General features: G+C 65.0%; 15 protein-coding genes. 5 read left to right on the plus strand and 10 right to left on the minus strand.

Going from position 1 to position 17525, the window contains the following annotated elements:
• Window positions 1-194: 194 nt before the first annotated feature.
• The 5 genes from ACCQ16_RS10155 to ACCQ16_RS10175 all read right to left on the minus strand — a co-directional run bounded on the left by ACCQ16_RS10155 (window position 195) and on the right by ACCQ16_RS10175 (window position 4110).
• Window positions 195-479 (minus strand): hypothetical protein, encoded by a 285-nt coding sequence (locus ACCQ16_RS10155; RefSeq protein ID WP_011347295.1) that lies wholly within the window; start codon window positions 477-479, stop codon window positions 195-197.
• Window positions 480-565: 86 nt separating this feature from the next.
• Entirely contained in the window at window positions 566-1843 is a 1278-nt protein-coding gene (locus tag ACCQ16_RS10160) for a methyl-accepting chemotaxis protein (protein ID WP_014090132.1), read from the minus strand.
• 61 nt (window positions 1844-1904) lie between these two features.
• Complete coding sequence (gene hflD, locus ACCQ16_RS10165) at window positions 1905-2519, minus strand: high frequency lysogenization protein HflD (RefSeq protein WP_029819372.1); 615 nt, start codon at window positions 2517-2519, stop codon at window positions 1905-1907.
• Entirely contained in the window at window positions 2519-3655 is a 1137-nt protein-coding gene (gene mnmA, locus ACCQ16_RS10170; protein WP_277573105.1) for a tRNA 2-thiouridine(34) synthase MnmA, read from the minus strand. The genes hflD and mnmA overlap by 1 nt, the downstream gene beginning before the upstream one ends.
• The gene (locus ACCQ16_RS10175) at window positions 3652-4110 is read right to left on the minus strand and encodes an NUDIX hydrolase (protein ID WP_277573104.1); all 459 of its coding nucleotides are present in this window, start codon (window positions 4108-4110) and stop codon (window positions 3652-3654) included. The genes mnmA and ACCQ16_RS10175 overlap by 4 nt, the downstream gene beginning before the upstream one ends.
• Window positions 4111-4360: 250 nt before the next feature.
• Here ACCQ16_RS10175 and clpS point away from each other — a divergent pair, with 250 nt between their 5' ends.
• Window positions 4361-4681, plus strand: coding sequence for an ATP-dependent Clp protease adapter ClpS (gene clpS / locus ACCQ16_RS10180; protein ID WP_005914463.1), 321 nt, complete (start codon window positions 4361-4363; stop codon window positions 4679-4681).
• A gap of 142 nt (window positions 4682-4823) precedes the next feature.
• Window positions 4824-7106, plus strand: a complete 2283-nt coding sequence (gene clpA, locus ACCQ16_RS10185) for an ATP-dependent Clp protease ATP-binding subunit ClpA (RefSeq protein WP_008575777.1) — start codon at window positions 4824-4826, stop codon at window positions 7104-7106.
• A gap of 272 nt (window positions 7107-7378) precedes the next feature.
• On the opposite strand, the gene infA is transcribed toward clpA, so the two are convergent.
• From infA to trxB, 5 genes are all read right to left on the minus strand, one after another.
• Window positions 7379-7597, minus strand: a complete 219-nt coding sequence (gene infA, locus ACCQ16_RS10190) for a translation initiation factor IF-1 (protein ID WP_002813418.1) — start codon at window positions 7595-7597, stop codon at window positions 7379-7381.
• An 80-nt stretch (window positions 7598-7677) separates the two neighbouring features.
• Window positions 7678-8430: a leucyl/phenylalanyl-tRNA--protein transferase gene (gene aat / locus ACCQ16_RS10195; protein WP_277573146.1), complete on the minus strand. Its 753-nt coding sequence runs from the start codon at window positions 8428-8430 to the stop codon at window positions 7678-7680.
• 130 nt (window positions 8431-8560) lie between these two features.
• Window positions 8561-9604 carry an NAD-dependent epimerase/dehydratase family protein gene (locus ACCQ16_RS10200; RefSeq protein WP_277573103.1) on the minus strand — a complete coding sequence of 348 codons (1044 nt, stop codon included), beginning with the start codon at window positions 9602-9604 and terminating at the stop codon, window positions 8561-8563.
• 253 nt (window positions 9605-9857) lie between these two features.
• Window positions 9858-10979, minus strand: a complete 1122-nt coding sequence (locus tag ACCQ16_RS10205; RefSeq protein WP_277573102.1) for a GNAT family N-acetyltransferase — start codon at window positions 10977-10979, stop codon at window positions 9858-9860.
• A gap of 57 nt (window positions 10980-11036) precedes the next feature.
• Window positions 11037-12005: a thioredoxin-disulfide reductase gene (gene trxB / locus ACCQ16_RS10210; protein WP_014090139.1), complete on the minus strand. Its 969-nt coding sequence runs from the start codon at window positions 12003-12005 to the stop codon at window positions 11037-11039.
• 283 nt (window positions 12006-12288) lie between these two features.
• On the opposite strand from trxB, the gene ACCQ16_RS10215 reads away from it, so the two are divergent.
• The 3 genes from ACCQ16_RS10215 to lolA all read left to right on the plus strand — a co-directional run bounded on the left by ACCQ16_RS10215 (window position 12289) and on the right by lolA (window position 17461).
• On the plus strand, window positions 12289-14646 hold the full coding sequence (locus tag ACCQ16_RS10215) for a DNA translocase FtsK (protein ID WP_031422589.1): 2358 nt from the start codon (window positions 12289-12291) through the stop codon (window positions 14644-14646).
• Between the two features lie 150 nt (window positions 14647-14796).
• On the plus strand, window positions 14797-16725 hold the full coding sequence (locus ACCQ16_RS10220; protein ID WP_277573101.1) for a DUF3857 domain-containing transglutaminase family protein: 1929 nt from the start codon (window positions 14797-14799) through the stop codon (window positions 16723-16725).
• Window positions 16726-16789: 64 nt separating this feature from the next.
• A complete protein-coding gene (lolA, locus tag ACCQ16_RS10225; protein WP_008575326.1) occupies window positions 16790-17461 on the plus strand; it encodes an outer membrane lipoprotein periplasmic chaperone LolA in 672 nt (223 codons plus the stop codon).
• The last annotated feature ends 64 nt before the right edge of the window (window positions 17462-17525 follow it).

Consider the following 17525-nt stretch of genomic DNA (forward strand, 5'->3'; position numbering starts at 1 on the left):
CTTGGCCAGACCTGACAAACCACCGCCGGTGTGAGCGCGTCTCGGCCGGGCAGGGGGACAAGGAGCGCGTGCGCACGGCATCAGCGCTCCCGGGAGCAGCGAAAGCAGTGGACGGCTCAGAAAGCTGAGATCGGGCAGTTCAAACAACACGGCGGAGCGCCTGCCGAGGCATGCCCCGCTGTGCGGCGCTGGGCTTACCGCGCCGATCCGCTGACCGCGGCACCATCCAGACCGAGATCCCAGGCCACGGTTGCAAACAGCAGTTCTTCTTCGCTGCATGCACGGCGCGGGTTGATCAGGGCCAGCAGCTCCGCGCGTGCGCTGTGTTCCAGCCGTTCCAGCGCGGCCGGCATGCGGACGCGCCGCAATGCAGGCCTGGCTGCATCGCTTTGCGCGATGCGCTCGGCTTGTGCGGCTGCCAATGCAGCGGCCTGCAGTGCGGCGGTAGGGGCATCGATGGTCGGGGCAACAAGCGTCATGGGCGGAACACCAGGTCGTAACGGAACGACAAATCCCCGGAAGGCCGGGGAATGTCGGAATCAGCAGCTGCGTGGCGGCATCGGTCTTAGAACAACTCGACCGTGCCGGCACCCATGCCTTGCTGCGCCACCGGCTTGTGCGGCGGGCGCTCCCACTCCACGCGCATGTCGCGAAGGCGGTTGGACACCTTGGCCAGCGCGGCGACCAGGTCGCTGTCGTACACGCCGCCATTGCGATGCAGCAGTTCCTGCAGCGCGACCGCTTCGCGGTTGATCGCGGTCAGGCGATCCAGGTGGGTGTGGATACCGCTCAGCGTCTGCGTGGCGATGTCCTCGAACTGCAGGGCACGCACCGCTTCGGCCACGCTGCCATCGATCGAGCGTGCGCATTCGGAGATCTCGCGCATGCCATCGCCCAACGAGGCGTTGATCTGGGCGACGTTCTCCAGCATGGCGGCCGATTCATGGCGCGCCTCGCGGGAGCGGTCCATGTGGCGCGAGGCCAGCTGCGAGACCGTTTCACGCACCTTGGCGATCGATTCCTTGGAGCTGTGTGCCAGCTTGCGGATCTGCTCGTTGAAGGTGGTGGAACGCTCGGACAGGTTGCGCACCTCGTCGGCAACCACGGCGAAGCCGCGACCGGCTTCACCGGCACGCGCTGCCTCGATGGCGGCGTTCAAGGCCAGCAGGTTGGTCTGGTCGGCAATCGACTTGACGTCTTCCAGCAGCGCGAAGATGCCATCCAGATGCTGCGCCATCTCGTCGATGTGATGGACGGTATTGGTGCTTTGGCCGCTCACCTGTTCCAGCGCTTCCACCAACTGCTCCATGCGGGAGCTGGCGTGCTGGGCGAAGCGGGCGACGTCGACGCCGGCGCTGCCATCGTCACCGGCACGGTCGACGATGCGGGCCAGTGCCTGGCTTTGCTGACGCGATTTGCGATTCATCGCTTCGAAGCTGCCACCCAGGCCGGACACGGCCTGGCGGATCAGTTCGCGGGCACGCTCGACTTCCGAGCGCGAACCGTCGACTTCGTTGCTGACGAACGTGCGCAGTTCGTTGAGCAGTTGGTCCTGCTCGCGCAGGATGCGGGCCTGGTCCGGATTAGGCCGGAACTGGGAATACGTCACCCAGGCAGCGAAACCCAACCAACTGAGGGTCATGGTCGCCAGGATCGCCCAGCGCACCGAAGCGGGCCAGTCGAATCCGACAGCGAAGGGGAACAGCAAGGTCAGAGCCAAAGGAGCGGCTAGACGGATGAGTGGACGTGAATACATGGGCGTTCTCGGCAGAGTCACGGTTGCTGTATCGGCACTGCCCCCGTTGTCTTTAGCGACGATCGCCACATCGCCTGGCCCATTCAACCGCCGTTGGCGCGCGTCAGCGGCCGCTAGCGTGCAGATGCAGGCGGCTTTTTCGCGCCATTTAGCGCAACGCGCGGTCCACCGCTTCGATCATCGCGCGCTTGGCGAACAGGAAATCCCACAGGCTGCCGCCCATCTGCCGCCACAGCACCGCCGAGCGCACTGCTGCCAGCAACAGCGCGCGGATCTCCGCGACCACGCCGGCCTGGCCCAGGTAGTGCGGGTTGCCTTGGACCATGACCTTGGGCCGCAAGTGGCTGATGGTCTGTGCGTACAGCCCGCCGAGCGAGCTCAACACATCGGGGTGGCTGCTGTCGCCCAGCTGCTGGGCCTGGCGCGCTGCCGCGTCGATTCCGCTGGCGACAGTGGCGACGGTGCTGGCATCGCGCACGAACCGGCGCTCCAGCTGCAGCACGGCCAGCGCCAGGCGCGGCAGCACTTCGTCCTGGCCTTGGTTGCGGAAGTAGTTGTGCAGCAGGCGCAGGCCAGGCGCCAGCGCCGCTGCCGAGCCGTACACGGCCTCTGGCGAGGCGGCGTCCACCCGGAACACGCTGTCCATGGCGGTACGCACCGTCGCCGCTTCCGAATGCCCGGTCTCGGCGATCCGCCGCACCTGTTGCAGGGCCTGAGCGACGCCGGCAAGCGCCAGCACACGGTGATCCATGGAAACACTCATCAAGCCACTACCTCAGAGGAAAAAGAAGATCCCGCCAACTGGCGTTCCAGCGGTGCGTCGGTGGCGGCGATGACCGCGCCGCCCAGGCACTCCTGCCCGTCGTACAGCACCAGCGACTGCCCCGGCGTCACCGCCCGTTGCGGCCGTTCGAAGCGCACCTGCACGCTGCCATCGTCCTGCACCTCCACCGTGCAGGGCTCGTCGGGCTGACGGTAGCGCGTCTGCGCAGTGCAGGTGAACCGGCGTGCCGGCGGCGCCCCGGTCACCCAGTGGGCTTGTTCGGACTGCAGCCAGCGCGATTGCAGCAGCGGGCTGTCGCGGTCCTGGTCCACATACAGCACATTGTTCGCCACATCCTTGCCGACCACATACCACGGCGCCGCCGCCCGCCCGCGCACGCCGCCGATGTTCAGCCCTTCGCGCTGGCCCAGGGTGAAATAGAACACCCCCGGATGCTCGGTGATGCGCTGCCCCTGCGGGTCGCGGATCTCGCCGGCGCGCGCGGGCAGGTAGCGGCCCAGAAACTCGCGGAAATCGCGTTCGCCGATGAAGCAGATGCCGGTGGAATCCTTCTTGGCATGGGTCGGCAAGCCGGCATCCTGGGCAATCCGGCGCAACGTGCTTTTTTCCAGGTCGCCGATCGGGAACAGGGTGGCGGCCAACTGCGCCTGCCCCAGCTGATGCAGGAAATAACTCTGGTCCTTGCCGCGGTCGGCGCCACGCAGCAGCCGCCACCGCCCGCCGCGATGCGCCACCTGCGCGTAATGGCCGGTGGCGATGCGCTCGGCACCCAGCGCCTGTGCTGCATCCAGAAAATGCTTGAACTTCACTTCGCGGTTGCACAACACGTCTGGGTTGGGCGTGCGTCCGGCCGCATATTCGGCCAGGAAATGCGCGAACACGCCGCTCCAGTATTCGCCGGAGAAATCGCGAAAATGAAACGGGATGCCCAGCACGCCGCACACCGCCACGGCATCGCGGCGGTCGTCTTCGGCGCGGCAATCGCCGCTGCCGTCGTCGGCCCAGTTCTGCATGAACAGTCCCGCGATCGGCTCGCCTTGCTGCGCCAGCTTCCACGCCGCCACCGACGAATCCACGCCGCCGGACACACCCACCACAATCCGTGGCGTACTCATGCGACGTGCCGCACCAGGGAGAGCGGATAGCGCTGCCCTGCCAGGTAGTCGGCAACCACCTCCCACACCAGTGGGCTGCGCAGGCGCTCGGTGGAGGCGCGCAGTTCCTCCGGGGTCATCCACAGCGCGCGCACCACGCCGGTGTCGAGGCTGCGTTCGGAGTGATGGGCTAGCGCATCGGCAACGAATGCAAAGCGCAAAAAGCACTGTCCGTTGGGGGCAACCCATTGGTAGGTACCGATGAACTGGGTCAGGCGCACGTCCCAGCCAGTCTCCTCGAGGGTTTCGCGCACGGCCGCATCCAGCAGGCTTTCGTTCGGCTCCAGATGCCCGGCAGGCTGGTTCAACAGCAGGCGGCCGCCGATGGCTTCTTCCACCTGCAAAAAGCGTCCATCGCGCGCCACGACGGTGGCCACGGTCACATCGGGATGCCAGCGTTGCTCTGGCGTACTCATCGAATCTGCTCCAACGCGGTCGACCACCTGTGCGCCGCTTGCGCGGCGGGGCCGGCATCGCGGTGCCACCCCGGCATGGTTGCGCCATCGTGTGCGGTGCGCATCGGGGCATCTGCGGTCGACGACGGCGCCAGCAGCTGCGCGGTCATGGGATCGGTCATCAAGGGCCAGCCAGGGAATTGGAGACAAATTGTGCGGGGCGCAGCGTAAATCGTCCAATGCGTGCAAGGTTGAACCGTATAATGGCCGGATGCCTCGGAATACCTCACACGAACACGACCACGGCCTGATGGTCGAAGCCAGCAAGCCCGAAGTGGCGCCACCGCCGCGCTACCAGGTGCTGTTGCTGAACGACGACTACACCCCGATGGACTTCGTGGTGACCGTCCTGGAGCAGTTTTTCAACCTGAATCTGGAGCAGGCCACCCAGATCATGTTGCACGTCCACACCCGCGGACGCGGCGTGTGCGGGGTCTACAGCCGAGAGGTTGCAGAGTCGAAAGTGGCCCAGGTCAACGAGTTTTCGCGCATGAACCAGCACCCGCTGCTGTGCACGATGGAACAGGCCTGAGGCGCCCGGCAGGTCATTCCAGCAGCGCAACAGTGTGGCTGCGATCACGTGCTAACGCTGTCTGAACATGCCTATCCGATAGGGTTGTGGAAAATCCCAACAAAAGCCGCATATTGTTGGCAACAGCCGTTCGGAGTTACCAATGTTCAGCAAAGACCTAGAGCAAACCATCGGCCAGTGCTACAAGCGAGCACGCGAGGCGCGTCATGAGTTCATGACCGTCGAGCACCTGCTGCTCTCGCTGCTGGACAACCCTTCCGCCCAGGCCGTGCTCAAGGCCTGTGGGGCAGACCAGGTGCGCCTGCACAATGACCTGGAACAGGCGATCGAGGCCTCGGTCTCGCGCCTGGCCGAGGACGACGGGCGCGACACGCAGCCCACCCTGGGATTCCAGCGGGTGTTGCAGCGCGCGGTCTACCACGTACAGTCCTCGGGCAAGAAGGAAGTTACCGGCGCCAACGTGCTGGTCGCGATCTTCGGCGAGAAGGACTCGCATGCGGTGTACTTCCTGAACCAACAGGACATCACCCGCCTCGATATCGTCAATTATCTCTCGCACGGCATCGCCAAGCTGGGTGAGGACGGCGAGCAGCCGTCCGCGCCGGACGGCGAGTCCAAGAGCGAAGGCGGCGAGGGCGAAGCCAAGGGCGACGCCCTGGCCGAGTTCGCCACCAATCTCAACGATCAGGCACGCAACGGCAAGATCGACCCGCTGGTCGGCCGTAGCGATGAGATCGAGCGCACAATCCAGGTCCTGTGCCGTCGGCGCAAGAACAACCCGCTGTACGTGGGCGAGGCCGGCGTTGGCAAGACCGCGATCGCCGAGGGCTTGGCCAAGCGCATCGTCGACAACGACGTGCCGGAAGTGCTCGCCGATGCGGTGATCTACTCGCTGGATCTGGGCGCCCTGGTGGCCGGCACCAAGTACCGCGGCGATTTCGAAAAGCGTCTCAAGGGCGTGCTGGCTGCGTTGAAGAAGGTGCCGAATGCGGTGCTGTTCATCGACGAGATCCACACGATCATCGGTGCCGGATCGGCGTCGGGCGGCACCATGGATGCCTCCAATCTGATCAAGCCGGCGCTGTCGTCGGGCGAGCTGCGCTGCATCGGCTCGACCACGTTCCAGGAATATCGCGGCATTTTCGAGAAGGACCGTGCGCTGGCGCGTCGGTTCCAGAAGATCGATATCGTCGAGCCGACCGTGGGCGAGACCTTCGAAATCCTGCAGGGCCTCAAGCCCAAGTACGAGGCGCATCACGGCGTGACCTACGCCGATGACGCGCTACAGGCCGCCGTCGACCTGTCGGTGAAGCATATCGGCGACCGTTTGCTGCCGGACAAGGCGATCGACGTGATCGACGAGGCTGGTGCGCGTCAGCGTCTGCTGCCGGAAGGCAAGCGCAAGGAACTGATCGATATCGAAGAGATCGAGACCATCGTCGCCAAGATGGCGCGCATTCCGGCCAAGCAGGTCAGCGCGACCGACAAGGACGTGCTGCAGCACCTGGAGCGCAACCTGAAGATGGTGATCTTCGGGCAGAACCCGGCGATCGAGACGCTGGCCGGTTCGATCAAGCTGGCGCGCTCGGGCCTGGCCAATCCGGAAAAGCCGATCGGCAACTTCCTGTTCGCCGGCCCTACCGGTGTCGGCAAGACCGAGGTCACCAAGCAGCTCGCGCTGCAGCTGGGGATCGAGCTGGTGCGTTTCGACATGTCCGAGTACATGGAAGCGCACTCGATCAGCCGTCTCATCGGCGCGCCCCCGGGCTACGTCGGTTTCGATCAGGGTGGCTTGTTGACCGAAAAGATCGTCAAGACACCGCACTGCGTGCTGCTGCTGGACGAAGTGGAGAAGGCGCATCCGGACATCTTCAACATCCTGTTGCAGGTCATGGACCGCGGCATTCTGACCGACACCAACGGGCGCGAGGCCAACTTCAAGAACGTGATTTTGGTGATGACGACCAATGCCGGCGCCACGCAGGCATCGCGTCGGTCGATCGGTTTTACCAAGCAGGATCATTCCACCGATGCGATGGAGTCGATCCGTCGCGGTTTCACGCCCGAATTCCGCAACCGTCTGGATGCGATCGTGCAGTTCCAGCCCCTGGCGTTCGACCACATCCTGCGGGTGGTGGACAAGTTCATCATCGAACTGGAAATGCTGTTGCAGGAAAAGCACGTCTCCCTGTCGGCCACCCCGACCGCGCGCGACTGGCTGGCCCAGCATGGCTTCGATCCGCTGATGGGTGCGCGGCCGATGTCGCGGGTGATCCAGGAGAAGATCAAGCGCCCGCTCGCCGACGAACTGCTGTTCGGCAAGCTGGTGGACGGTGGCCGGGTCAGCATCGATGTCAAGGATGGCGAACTGGTGGTCGAGGCGCATCCGGAACCCGAACGCCTGCTGCCCGCGACGGTGGATTGATCGTTGTAAGGTTGTTTGGCAGTCAAGGAAAAGCCGCTCGAAAGAGCGGCTTTTTTACGTCTTCAGCGCGCATCGCGATCACGCACCCTGACGACGGCACGCTTGGCGGGGATGGCTGCTGGGTGATGCGTTTCTACGCTGCCGGCAAGTCGCCCAGCCGCCGGTGCGGAGCAGGGCAGTGCGTTTCGGTGACTGCCTTGCACTGCGCGCTCGAATTGCGGGCACGACAAAAAGCGGCCAATGGCCGCCTCGCGTCTCGGTACCAAAACCGCTTACTTCATGCGGTAGGTAATACGACCCTTGGTCAGGTCGTAGGGAGTCATCTCAACTTTGACCCGGTCGCCGGTCAGGATGCGGATGTAGTTCTTGCGCATACGTCCGGAGATGTGGGCGATGATTTCATGCCCGTTCTCCAGCTTGACCCGGAACGTGGTGTTGGGAAGCGTCTCGCTGACGCTGCCTTCGAATTCAATGGAGTCGTCTTTCGACATGTAATCCTGTGCAGTCACGGCTGGCCCGGCAGGGCCGTAAGGGACGGCATTTTACGCGCCATCTCCCCGCGGTGCAAATTTTATGTTAAGCGGGTCTCACGCAGCTCGCTGGCGGCGTGTTCGCCGTAACGCGCAGACCAACTACCCGGCGGTTCCGTCAGGGCAACCTGGCGTTGCACCTGGTGCAAAAAGTCAGCGCGCGGCAAGCGTTCGGCGCCCAGGCTCAGCAGGTGCGGATTTTCCACCTGCGCATCGATCAGTGGCCACCCTCGGCCATGCAGATTGGCGGCCAAGGCGGCTAGTGCCACCTTGGAGCCGCCGCTTTCCCCGCTGAACATGCTTTCGCCAAAAAACATCCGGCCGATCGCGACGCCGTAGATCCCGCCAACCAGGCGCGCGCCGTCGAACACCTCGATCGAATGCGCGTGGCCGAGACGGTGCAAGGCGATATAGGCCTGCTGCATTTCCGCGGTGATCCAGGTGCCGTCCTGGCCAGGGCGCGGACTCGCAGCACAGGCGTCGATCACCTGTTCGAAGGCGGTATCGGCGCGAACCGTCCAGGTGCTTGCGCGAAGCTGGCGCTTGAAGCGAGAGGACAGGCGCACGCCGTCAGTGCGAAAGACCATGCGCGGATCCGGGCTCCACCACAGGATCGGTTGGCCCTCCGAATACCACGGGAAAATGCCGTGCGCGTACGCGTTGAGCAGGCGCTGGGGCGACAGATCTCCGCCAACGGCAAGCAGTCCGTCGGGATCGGTCAGGGCGGCCTCGGCAGGCGGGAATGGGGCCGAGGCGGAAGTGCCCAACACGGTGGGACGACGAAAGGGCGTCATCACGCCGGCCACCGGCCGGATCGCCACGGCGCGCCACGCATGCATGGAAATGGAGCGGCAAAGGGCATGGGCAGGTGCCTGGTTCGGTTCCGGCGATGGTACAGGTGCGCTTGCGGAGCACCCAGCCGGCTCAGGCCCGTCGCTGCCGTTCCCAGCTGGCGTAGTGCGCGTGCAAGGTCTGCTCGACCGGACGGTAGTCCACGCCCAACTCCTGGCGCGAGCGCCGGTTGTCCAGGCCGAAGCGGATGCCGAGATGGTTGCGAATGTACTTCGGGCTCAGCCCGAAGAAGGGGCCGAGCAGCCGCAACGCCAAACCGGGAATCTGCAGACGCGGCAACAGGTAAGGGCGGCGGTGGACCTTGCGCAGGAACCGCGCGATTTCCAGGAACGAGATCATCTGTGCCGAGGCGACGATGTAGCGGCCGTGCGCGCTGGGTCGCTTGGCCGCGGCGATGTGTGCGTTGGCAACTTCACGCACGTCCACCGTGGCAAAGCTCAGGTCCGGCACGCCATAGAAGAACAGGCCGCGCATCAGTTCGTCGAGCAGGAACAGGCTGCCCGAATCCGAGCCTGCGGCCGGGGACGGACCGAGCACCAGGCCGGGGTTGATGCAGACCAGGTCCCAGCGCTGCTGCGCACGGGACATGGCCCACGCCTCCTGCTCGGCGACCACCTTGGAGTAGTGGTAGGGATTGTGATCGAGGCTGCTGGTGGTGTTGAAGAAGGCTTCCGACAGCGTTTGCCCGGGCATGTCCAGCACGTCGCGGTAGTCGCCGAAGATCGCGCCGATGGTGGACGTGAGCACCACCCGCTCGACGCTGGAAGTCGCGTTCACCTTGGTCAGCACGTTCCTGACGCCTTGCAGCGCGGGTTCCAGCAGTTGGGTGCGGCCGTTCTTGATCTTTTCCGGCATCAGGAACGGCGAGGCGACGTGATGCACCACAGAGCAGCCCTGCATCGCGTCGGCGAAGGAGCCGGGTACCAGCAGGTCTGCTTCGAACAACCGCAATCGGTCCGGGTGGTCCGCCTGCAGCTGCCGTAAAGGCCGCAGCTTGGGCGAATCGTGCAGGCTGCGCACGGTGGCGTGCACGGTGTCGCCCGCTTCCAGCAACTGCTTCACCAGCCGGCAGGCGACATAGCCACTACCGCCGGTGACCAACACCGTTTGCTTCATGGGCCGATTCCGGTGCGGGCGACATGCCCGAATCAATAGTCAACGCTAGCATATTCTGCGGTAGCGTCCGCAAGTGCGGAATGATCGGGTACCAGGCACGGCAAATGCGCGGCCTGCGAGGGCTACGATGAGGACTGATGAACGGGTCTCGCGCAACGGCGCAGAGGCCTGCCACGTCAGGCGGTGCCTGGATTTGTGCGGCGGCGGTGCGATGTATCGGCCCGGGATGGGTGGAGAAGCCGCCGCAGGGCGATCACCCTTGGCGGAACGGCGAATGGCGCAGCAGGGCGGCGGCGTGCTGCTCGACCTCGGCCCGCTCTTGCGCGCACCAGTCCGCCAGCGGCTCGCGAAAGCCCGGATCGGCAATCCAGTGGCGGCTGCGCACCAGCGTCGGCAGAAAGCCGCGCGCGATCTTGTGCTGGCCTTGTGCGCCAGGTTCGAAGCAGACCAGGCCTTCGCGCAGGCAATATTCGATGCCCTGGTAATAACAGGTCTCGAAATGCAGGCCGGGCAGGGCTTCACCGCCCCAGTAGCGGCCGTACAAAGTGTGCTGCCCGCGCAGGCAGAGTGCACCGGCGATGGGTTGCCCATCGAGGTCGGCCAGGAACATCACCAGTTGGCGCGGCATGGCCGTGGCCAGGTGCTGCAGGAACTGCGGCGTCAGCGCGGGCGAGTTGCCGTACTCGTTGAAGGTCTTGAGATAAAAGCCGTACATCGCGGCCAGCTCCGCATCGCTGGCCTCATCACCGTGCACCACGCGCAGTTGCACGCCGGCGCGCTGCACCTTGGCGCGTTCCTGGCGAATGTTCTTGCGGTGCTTGTGATCCATCGCCGACAGGAACGTCTCGAAGTCGCCCCAGCCGCTGGCGTTGTGCCAGTGGTACTGCAGGTCGTTGCGTTCCAGCCAGTCGGCATCGAAGGCGGCGTCTTCACCAGCGGGGTAAAAGTTCACATGCGCCGACGACAGTCCGCTGCGCTCCACCAGCTCGCGCATCGCCTTCAGCAGGTGGCCGCGCCACGTGGGCGCACCGAGCAGGCGCGGGCCGGTGACGGGCGAGTAGGGCACCCCACACAGCCATTTGGGGAAGTAGTCCTGGCCATAGCGCGCGTACGCATGCGCCCAGGCATGGTCGAAGACGAACTCGCCGTGCGAGTTGTTCTTGAGGTAGCCGGGAGCCGCGGCGACCAGAGTGTCACCCTCCCACAAGGTCAGGTGCAGCGGGTTCCATCCCCAATCCGGGCGCAGGCAACCCTCACGTTCAAGGCCTTGCAGAAATGCGTAGCTGATAAAGGGATGCGTGCCATCGTGCAGCGCATCCCAGGCGCCGGCCGGCAACTCGTCCAGCTGGCGACACCAGCGTGCGGTTATGCCCATGCGGGCAGCCCCTTGGCGATGCTGGCCGCGTGGCGCGGCCGGCAATCAGGCGCCATCTCAGGCGCTCTTGTCGAGATAACGCTCGGCATCCAGCGCGGCCATGCAGCCGAAGCCGGCCGAGGTGATGGCCTGGCGGTAATGCTGGTCGGCCACGTCGCCGGCGGCGAACACGCCGGCCACCGAGGTCTCGGTCGCGGCGCCGTTCAGGCCGGAGCGGATTTCCAGGTAGCCGTTGTTCATTGCCAACTGGCCATCGAACAACTGCGTGTTCGGGTGATGGCCGATCGCCACGAAGAAACCATGCGCATCGATGTCGCGGGTGCTTCCGTCGATGGTGGACTTCACTCGGACGCCGGTAACCCCGGCATCGTTGCCCAGTACCTCGTCGATGGCATGGTGCCAGACGGTCTCGATCTTGCCGGCGGCCACTTTGGCGAACAGCTTGTCCTGCATGATTTTCTCTGCGCGCAGCGTATCGCGGCGATGCACCAGGTAGACCTTGCGGGCAATGTTGGACAGGTACAGCGCCTCTTCGACCGCGGTGTTGCCGCCGCCGACCACCACCACGTCCTGGTCCTTGTAGAAGAAGCCGTCGCAGGTGGCGCAGGCGGAGACGCCACGCCCCTTGAAGGCTTCTTCGGTGGGGATGCCCAGGTACTTGGCGGTAGCGCCGGTGGCGATGATGAGTGCGTCGCAGGTGTACTCGGCCCCGTCGCCGATCAGCCGGAACGGACGCTGCGACAGATCTGCCGTGTGGATATGGTCGAAGATGACCTCGGTCTCGAAGCGCTCGGCATGCGCCTGCATGCGGCTCATCAGGTCCGGACCCATCAGGCCGTGGGGGTCGCCCGGCCAGTTGTCCACCTCGGTGGTGGTCATCAGTTGGCCGCCTTGCTGCAGCCCGGTGATGACCACCGGCTTGAGATTGGCGCGGGCGGCGTAGACCGCGGCGGTCCAGCCGGCCGGGCCGGAGCCCAGGATCAACAGGCGGGAATGCTTGGCGGGGCTGGCAGAAGAGGCGCTCATGTATACTCGCGATCTAGGAATTGGTGGGGCAGGCGAAGTAATTCGCGCCCCCGTGGCGGCATAGAGTGGCGGTCCCCACCCGGTGAATCAAGGCGGCGCGATGGAACTGCTTGAACCGCAGATGGCATGCTCCGCTCCAACCACGTGCTCGACGCCGCCTTGTGCGGCGTTTTTCGTTGAGCGGCGCCTGGCTGGATGGCCAGGGCGCATGCAACTGCTGAAACCGTGGCTTCAGTCGTTTATTATCAAACACTAACAGCATTTTTCTAAGGTCTGGCTACAGGTGGCAAAGCAGGTTCCCGAACGCAGCAGCAAGCCCGCAGAGGGCAAACCGTCGTCGCGCAAGACGGCGGTGGCGGACAATCCGCGGCGGCAGAAGCTCTGGCGCGATCTGGCCTTGATCGCGGTGGCGCCGTTGCTGCTGTATCTGCTGGCCAGCCTGTTCACTTACTCGGCGACCGATCCGGGTTGGTCGCGCACCGGCAATCTGGTTGCGCCGATCCATAACATGGGCGGCCGATTCGGCGCCCTGGCGGCCGACGTGCTGCTGCAGCTGTTCGGGTATGTGGCCTTCCTGCTGCCGGTGCTGTTGGGAGCGGTCGCCTGGATCGCCTTGATCGGCGAGCGCGAGGAGCAGAGCCAAAGCGACCTGGGGCCGGCGCTGCGCCTGGTTGGGATGGTGGGGTTCCTGATTTCCTCGACCGGCTTCCTGCACCTGCGCCTGTTCCAGGGCGAGGTGGCCGAGGCCGGCGGCATCCTGGGCAAGTTGGTCGCCGGCTCGCTCAGTTCCGGCTTCGGTGCCTTGGGCGCGAACTTGTTCGTGTTGGTGCTGCTGCTGGTGTCGATCACCCTGGCGACCGGCTTGTCGTGGTTTGCGGTGATGGAGCGCATCGGCAAGTGGGTGCTGGCGCTGGGGCCGCTGATGCAGCGCAAGACCCATCAGGCCACCGAGTGGCAGCAGACCCGGGTGATGCGCGAAGAACGCGAGGAAGTGCGCAAGGTCGATGCGGTCAAGCAGGCCAAGCGCGAGCCGGTCAAGATCGAGCCGCCGCCGGCGCCGGTGGTGGAAAAGAGCGAGCGCGCCAAGCGCGACACCCAGATTCCGATGTTCCAGGGCGTCAGCACCGACGGCTCGGACCTGCCGCCGCTGGCGCTGCTGGACGACCCCAAGCCGCAGACCAAGGGCTATTCGGAAGAGACGCTGGAAACGCTGTCGCGCCAGATCGAGTTCAAGCTCAAGGACTTCCGCATCGAGGCGCAGGTGGTCGGGGCCTATCCGGGCCCGGTGATCACCCGCTTCGAGATCGAGCCGGCGCCGGGCGTCAAGGTCAGCCAGATCAGCTCGCTGGACAAGGACATCGCGCGCGGGTTGTCGGTGAAATCGGTGCGCGTGGTGGACGTGATTCCGGGCAAATCGGTGATCGGCCTGGAAATTCCCAATGTCAGCCGGGAGATGATCTTCCTCTCCGAATTGCTGCGCTCCAAGGAATACGACAAGTCGGCCAGCCCGCTGACGCTGGCCCTTGGCAAGGATATTGCCGGGCGCCCGACCGTGGCCGACCTGGCGCGCATGCCGCATTTGCTGGTCGCCGGTACGACCGGCTCGGGCAAGTCGGTGGCGGTCAATGCGATGGTGCTCAGCCTGCTGTTCAAGGCCTCGCACAAGGAACTGCGGATGCTGATGATCGATCCGAAGATGCTCGAATTGAGCGTCTACCAAGGCATCCCGCACCTGCTGGCGCCGGTGGTCACCGACATGAAGGAGGCCGCCAACGGCCTGCGCTGGTGCGTGGCCGAGATGGAGCGCCGCTACAAGCTGATGAGCGCGGTGGGCGTGCGCAACCTGGCCGGCTTCAACAAGAAGGTCAAGGACGCCATCGACGCCGGCCAGCCGATGATGGACCCGCTGTTCAAGCCGAACCCGGAGCTGGGCGAAGCGCCGCGGCCGCTGGAGACGCTGCCGTTCATCGTGATCTTCATCGACGAATTCGCCGACATGATGATGATCGTCGGCAAGAAGGTCGAAGAGCTCATCGCGCGCCTGGCGCAGAAGGCGCGTGCGGCCGGCATCCACTTGATCCTGGCCACGCAGCGGCCATCGGTGGACGTGATCACCGGCCTGATCAAGGCCAATATCCCCACCCGCGTGGCGTTTCAGGTCAGCTCCAAGATCGACTCGCGCACCATCCTGGACCAGTCCGGCGCCGAGGCGCTGCTGGGCAACGGCGACATGCTGTACCTGCCGCCCGGCACCGCGCTGCCGGATCGCGTGCACGGGGCTTTCGTCAGCGACGAGGAAGTGCATCGCGTGGTCGAGCATCTCAAGGCCAGCGGGCCGGTGTCCTACGTCGAGGGCGTGCTGGACGAAGTGCAGACCATGGGCGATGGCACCGTGGTCGGTGCCACCGGCTTGCCGGAAAGCAGCGGCGGTGGCGGCGACGAATCGGATCCCTTGTACGACGAAGCCTTGCGCATCGTCACCGAGACCCGGCGTGCGTCGATTTCCGGCGTGCAGCGGCGTTTGAAGATCGGCTACAACCGTGCCGCGCGTCTGATCGAAGCGATGGAGGCGGCCGGCGTCGTCAGCCCGCCCGAGCACAATGGCGACCGTACCGTGCTGGCACCGCCGCCGCCGAAGTAGGCGCCGGCGATGTCGTGGCGCGTTTTATGTGCAGCTTCCGATCGGGCGCCTGCAGCAATGCCGCATTGTTGGAAGCCCGTGCCTGTCATTGCCCGGCACAACGGCTACCCTGTGGGTGAGGGCCGCTCCGGCCCGCCGTGATCGAGACCCATGTTGCATCGTCCCTCGTTAGTGTTCGTGCTGCTCCTCTATCTCCCGCTGCTTGCCCAGGCACAGCAACGGCCCGCGCCCACTGCCAGTGCTGCAACGCGCACGCAGGCCGACACCAATTACAGTTTCGTGCGCTACCGCGCCGACTACGAGGTGCGCGCCGACGCCAGCAGCGTCGAAACCGACGAATACGAGATCCTGCTCAAGACCAAGTCGGCCGTGGAGCAGTTCAGCCAGGTCCGGCTGAGCTATAGCGAGAAGATGGAAACGCTCGATGTGCTGCAGGCGTATACCGTCACGGCCGAAGGGCTGCGCCAGGACGTGGCGGCCGACAAGATCTATACCCAGGAAAGCTATTCCAGCGCCTCGGCAGCGATGTATGCCGACCGCAAGGTGAAAGTGGTGGTGTTCCCGAATCTGGCGCCGGGCGCGCGCATTGTGTACCGCGTGCGGCGGGCACAGAACACGCCGTATTTCCCCGGTTACTTCAGCCTGTGGGAGACCTTCAGCGTCTTCGCGCAGTACGACGATGCGGTGATTACGTTGGTCGCGCCGAAGGGGCTGCCGATGCATCTTTCTGCACGCGGGCTGCAGGGCAGCACCAAGCCGGTGGTGCGCGGCGACCAGGCACGCTGGGAGTGGCGCTACCAGCGCACCGCGCCGATGAAGAACCAGAACTGGAGCGCTGCGACCTGGGAGTTCAGCCCCACCTTGATGGCCAGCACCTTCGACAGCTGGTCGCAGATGGGCCTGGCGTACCACGTCAAAGGCGGGCGCGCTGCGGCGGTGACGCCGGCGATCCAGGCGCTGGCCGATGAGGTCACCCGCGGTATCGATGCCCCGCGCGCGCAGGCTGCCGCGCTGTATGCGTGGGTGGCGCGCAACATCCGCTATGTGGCGGTGTATCTGGGCAATGGCGGGCTGGAACCCAACAGCGCCGAGAGCATCCTGGCCAACCATTACGGCGATTGCAAAGACCACACCGTGATTCTGGAGGCCCTGCTTGCCGCCAAGGGGATTGCCAGCACACCGGTGCTGATTGGGGCAGAGGGCGGCCCGATCTTGCCGCAGATCCCGGTGCTGGGCCGCTTCAACCACGCCATCACCTACATTCCCGCATTCGATCTGTACGTGGACTCGACCAACCCCTACGCACGCTTCGGCCAGTTGCCGGCCGGCGATCTCGGCGCGCCGGTGGTGCATACGCGCGATGGCAAGGTCACGCAGACGCCGCCGAACGACCGCAAGGTCAATCGCTATGTCGCCCGCACCGAATACCGGTTCACGCCGCAAGGCGATCTGCAGGGCACCACCACGCTCGACAGCGGGCAGACCGGCGAAGTGGGCTTGCGCGCGATGTTCGTGCAGCTCAATGCGCAGAATCGCAACCGGATCGAAGAGTCGATCCTTGCCCAGTCCGGTTTCGACGGCACCGGCGATCTGCTGATTCAGGGCGACCCGCTGGATCTGGATGCACCGTTCAACTACCGCTACACCTTCCAGGCCAAGGACGCGGTGGATTTCTCGGTGGTCGGCGGCATGACCTTGCCGGATATGCCAGGTGCCGAGTCAACGCGCGCCATCTACACCACCACCTCGGCCGAAAACAATCTGACCCCGTTTTACTGCAACGACAGCGTGCGCGAAGAAACCTACGTGGTGAGCTTTCCCGAGACGGTGCCGATCATCGCCATTCCGCGCAGCAGCACCTTTCGCAATGCCGCCGGCGAATACGTGGTTGAGTGGACACGGCAGGGGCAGACGGTCACCGCCGTGCATCGCCTGCAGCGTGCCGCCGTGCGCGGGCCACAGGCGTTGTGCCAGCCGCAGGATTACCGTGCGTTTCGCGAGCTCTACCAACAGGTGCGGCGCGGGTTTCGCGGGCAGATTGTCTATGGCGATCTGTCCAGGGTGCAGACGGCACGATGAGGCGGATTGCCGCGCACACGCCGCCATCTGAACATGCCGTGCGATAGCGCTCGCCCATTCATCTATGAAGTATCAGAATCTACGCATGTCCTTCTGGAAGACCGCGATGCATCGCCAGCTCCGTTATGCCGTCCTTGCCACTGCTCTGTTCGCCAGTACCGCGTTTGCCGGTGCGCGCCAGGAGCTGGACACCTTCACGCGAGGGTTGAAGGGACTGGATGGGCAGTTCAGTCAGCGGGTGACCGACGCGAACGGCCGGGTCAAGGAAACTTCGAGCGGGCGGGTCGCACTGGCGACACCGCGTCAGTTCCGTTGGGAATACGCCAAGCCCTATAAGCAGCTGATCGTGGCCGACGGCAAGAAGGTCTGGGTATTGGATCCGGATCTGGAGCAGGTCACCGTGCGCGCACAGGGCAGCGAAGAACAGAACAGCCCGCTGGTTGCATTGATCGACCCGGCGCTTCTGGACAAGAAGTACGATGTCAGCGAAGAAGCCGCGCCACGCGACGGCCTGCAATGGTTGTCGCTGACGCCCAAGGTGGACACCGACGCCAGCTTCCAGATCGCCTCGCTGGGGTTCGGCAAGGAGGGCCTGGCCAGGATGGAAGTGGTGGACGCAGTCGGCCAACGCACCGCGATCAGCTTTAGCGGCTGGAAGCGCAACCCGGCGTTTGCTGCAGACACCTTCCGCTATACGCCGGCCAAGGGCGTGGATGTGGTGGGCGACGCGCAGTAAAGCGTCTGCGGGGCTCTCGGGATGAACGCATGGCGCAGCGAGCGGCTGTGCCTGCGAGCGCGCA

The sequence above is a fragment of the Xanthomonas sp. NCPPB 1062 genome, from assembly GCF_041481705.2.
Classification (GTDB): domain Bacteria; phylum Pseudomonadota; class Gammaproteobacteria; order Xanthomonadales; family Xanthomonadaceae; genus Xanthomonas; species Xanthomonas euvesicatoria.

What these genes read in the sequence shown, in the direction of transcription:
- ACCQ16_RS10155 (WP_011347295.1), bottom strand. Translation starts at nt 479, where the DNA reads ATGACGCTTGTTGCCCCGACCATCGATGCCCCTACCGCCGCACTGCAG.
- hflD (WP_029819372.1), bottom strand. Translation starts at nt 2,519, where the DNA reads ATGAGTGTTTCCATGGATCACCGTGTGCTGGCGCTTGCCGGCGTCGCT.
- mnmA (WP_277573105.1), bottom strand. Translation starts at nt 3,655, where the DNA reads ATGAGTACGCCACGGATTGTGGTGGGTGTGTCCGGCGGCGTGGATTCG.
- ACCQ16_RS10175 (WP_277573104.1), bottom strand. Translation starts at nt 4,110, where the DNA reads ATGAGTACGCCAGAGCAACGCTGGCATCCCGATGTGACCGTGGCCACC.
- clpS (WP_005914463.1), top strand. Translation starts at nt 4,361, where the DNA reads ATGCCTCGGAATACCTCACACGAACACGACCACGGCCTGATGGTCGAA.
- clpA (WP_008575777.1), top strand. Translation starts at nt 4,824, where the DNA reads ATGTTCAGCAAAGACCTAGAGCAAACCATCGGCCAGTGCTACAAGCGA.
- infA (WP_002813418.1), bottom strand. Translation starts at nt 7,597, where the DNA reads ATGTCGAAAGACGACTCCATTGAATTCGAAGGCAGCGTCAGCGAGACG.
- aat (WP_277573146.1), bottom strand. Translation starts at nt 8,430, where the DNA reads ATGACGCCCTTTCGTCGTCCCACCGTGTTGGGCACTTCCGCCTCGGCC.
- ACCQ16_RS10200 (WP_277573103.1), bottom strand. Translation starts at nt 9,604, where the DNA reads ATGAAGCAAACGGTGTTGGTCACCGGCGGTAGTGGCTATGTCGCCTGC.
- ACCQ16_RS10205 (WP_277573102.1), bottom strand. Translation starts at nt 10,979, where the DNA reads ATGGGCATAACCGCACGCTGGTGTCGCCAGCTGGACGAGTTGCCGGCC.
- trxB (WP_014090139.1), bottom strand. Translation starts at nt 12,005, where the DNA reads ATGAGCGCCTCTTCTGCCAGCCCCGCCAAGCATTCCCGCCTGTTGATC.
- ACCQ16_RS10220 (WP_277573101.1), top strand. Translation starts at nt 14,797, where the DNA reads ATGTTGCATCGTCCCTCGTTAGTGTTCGTGCTGCTCCTCTATCTCCCG.
- lolA (WP_008575326.1), top strand. Translation starts at nt 16,790, where the DNA reads ATGAAGTATCAGAATCTACGCATGTCCTTCTGGAAGACCGCGATGCAT.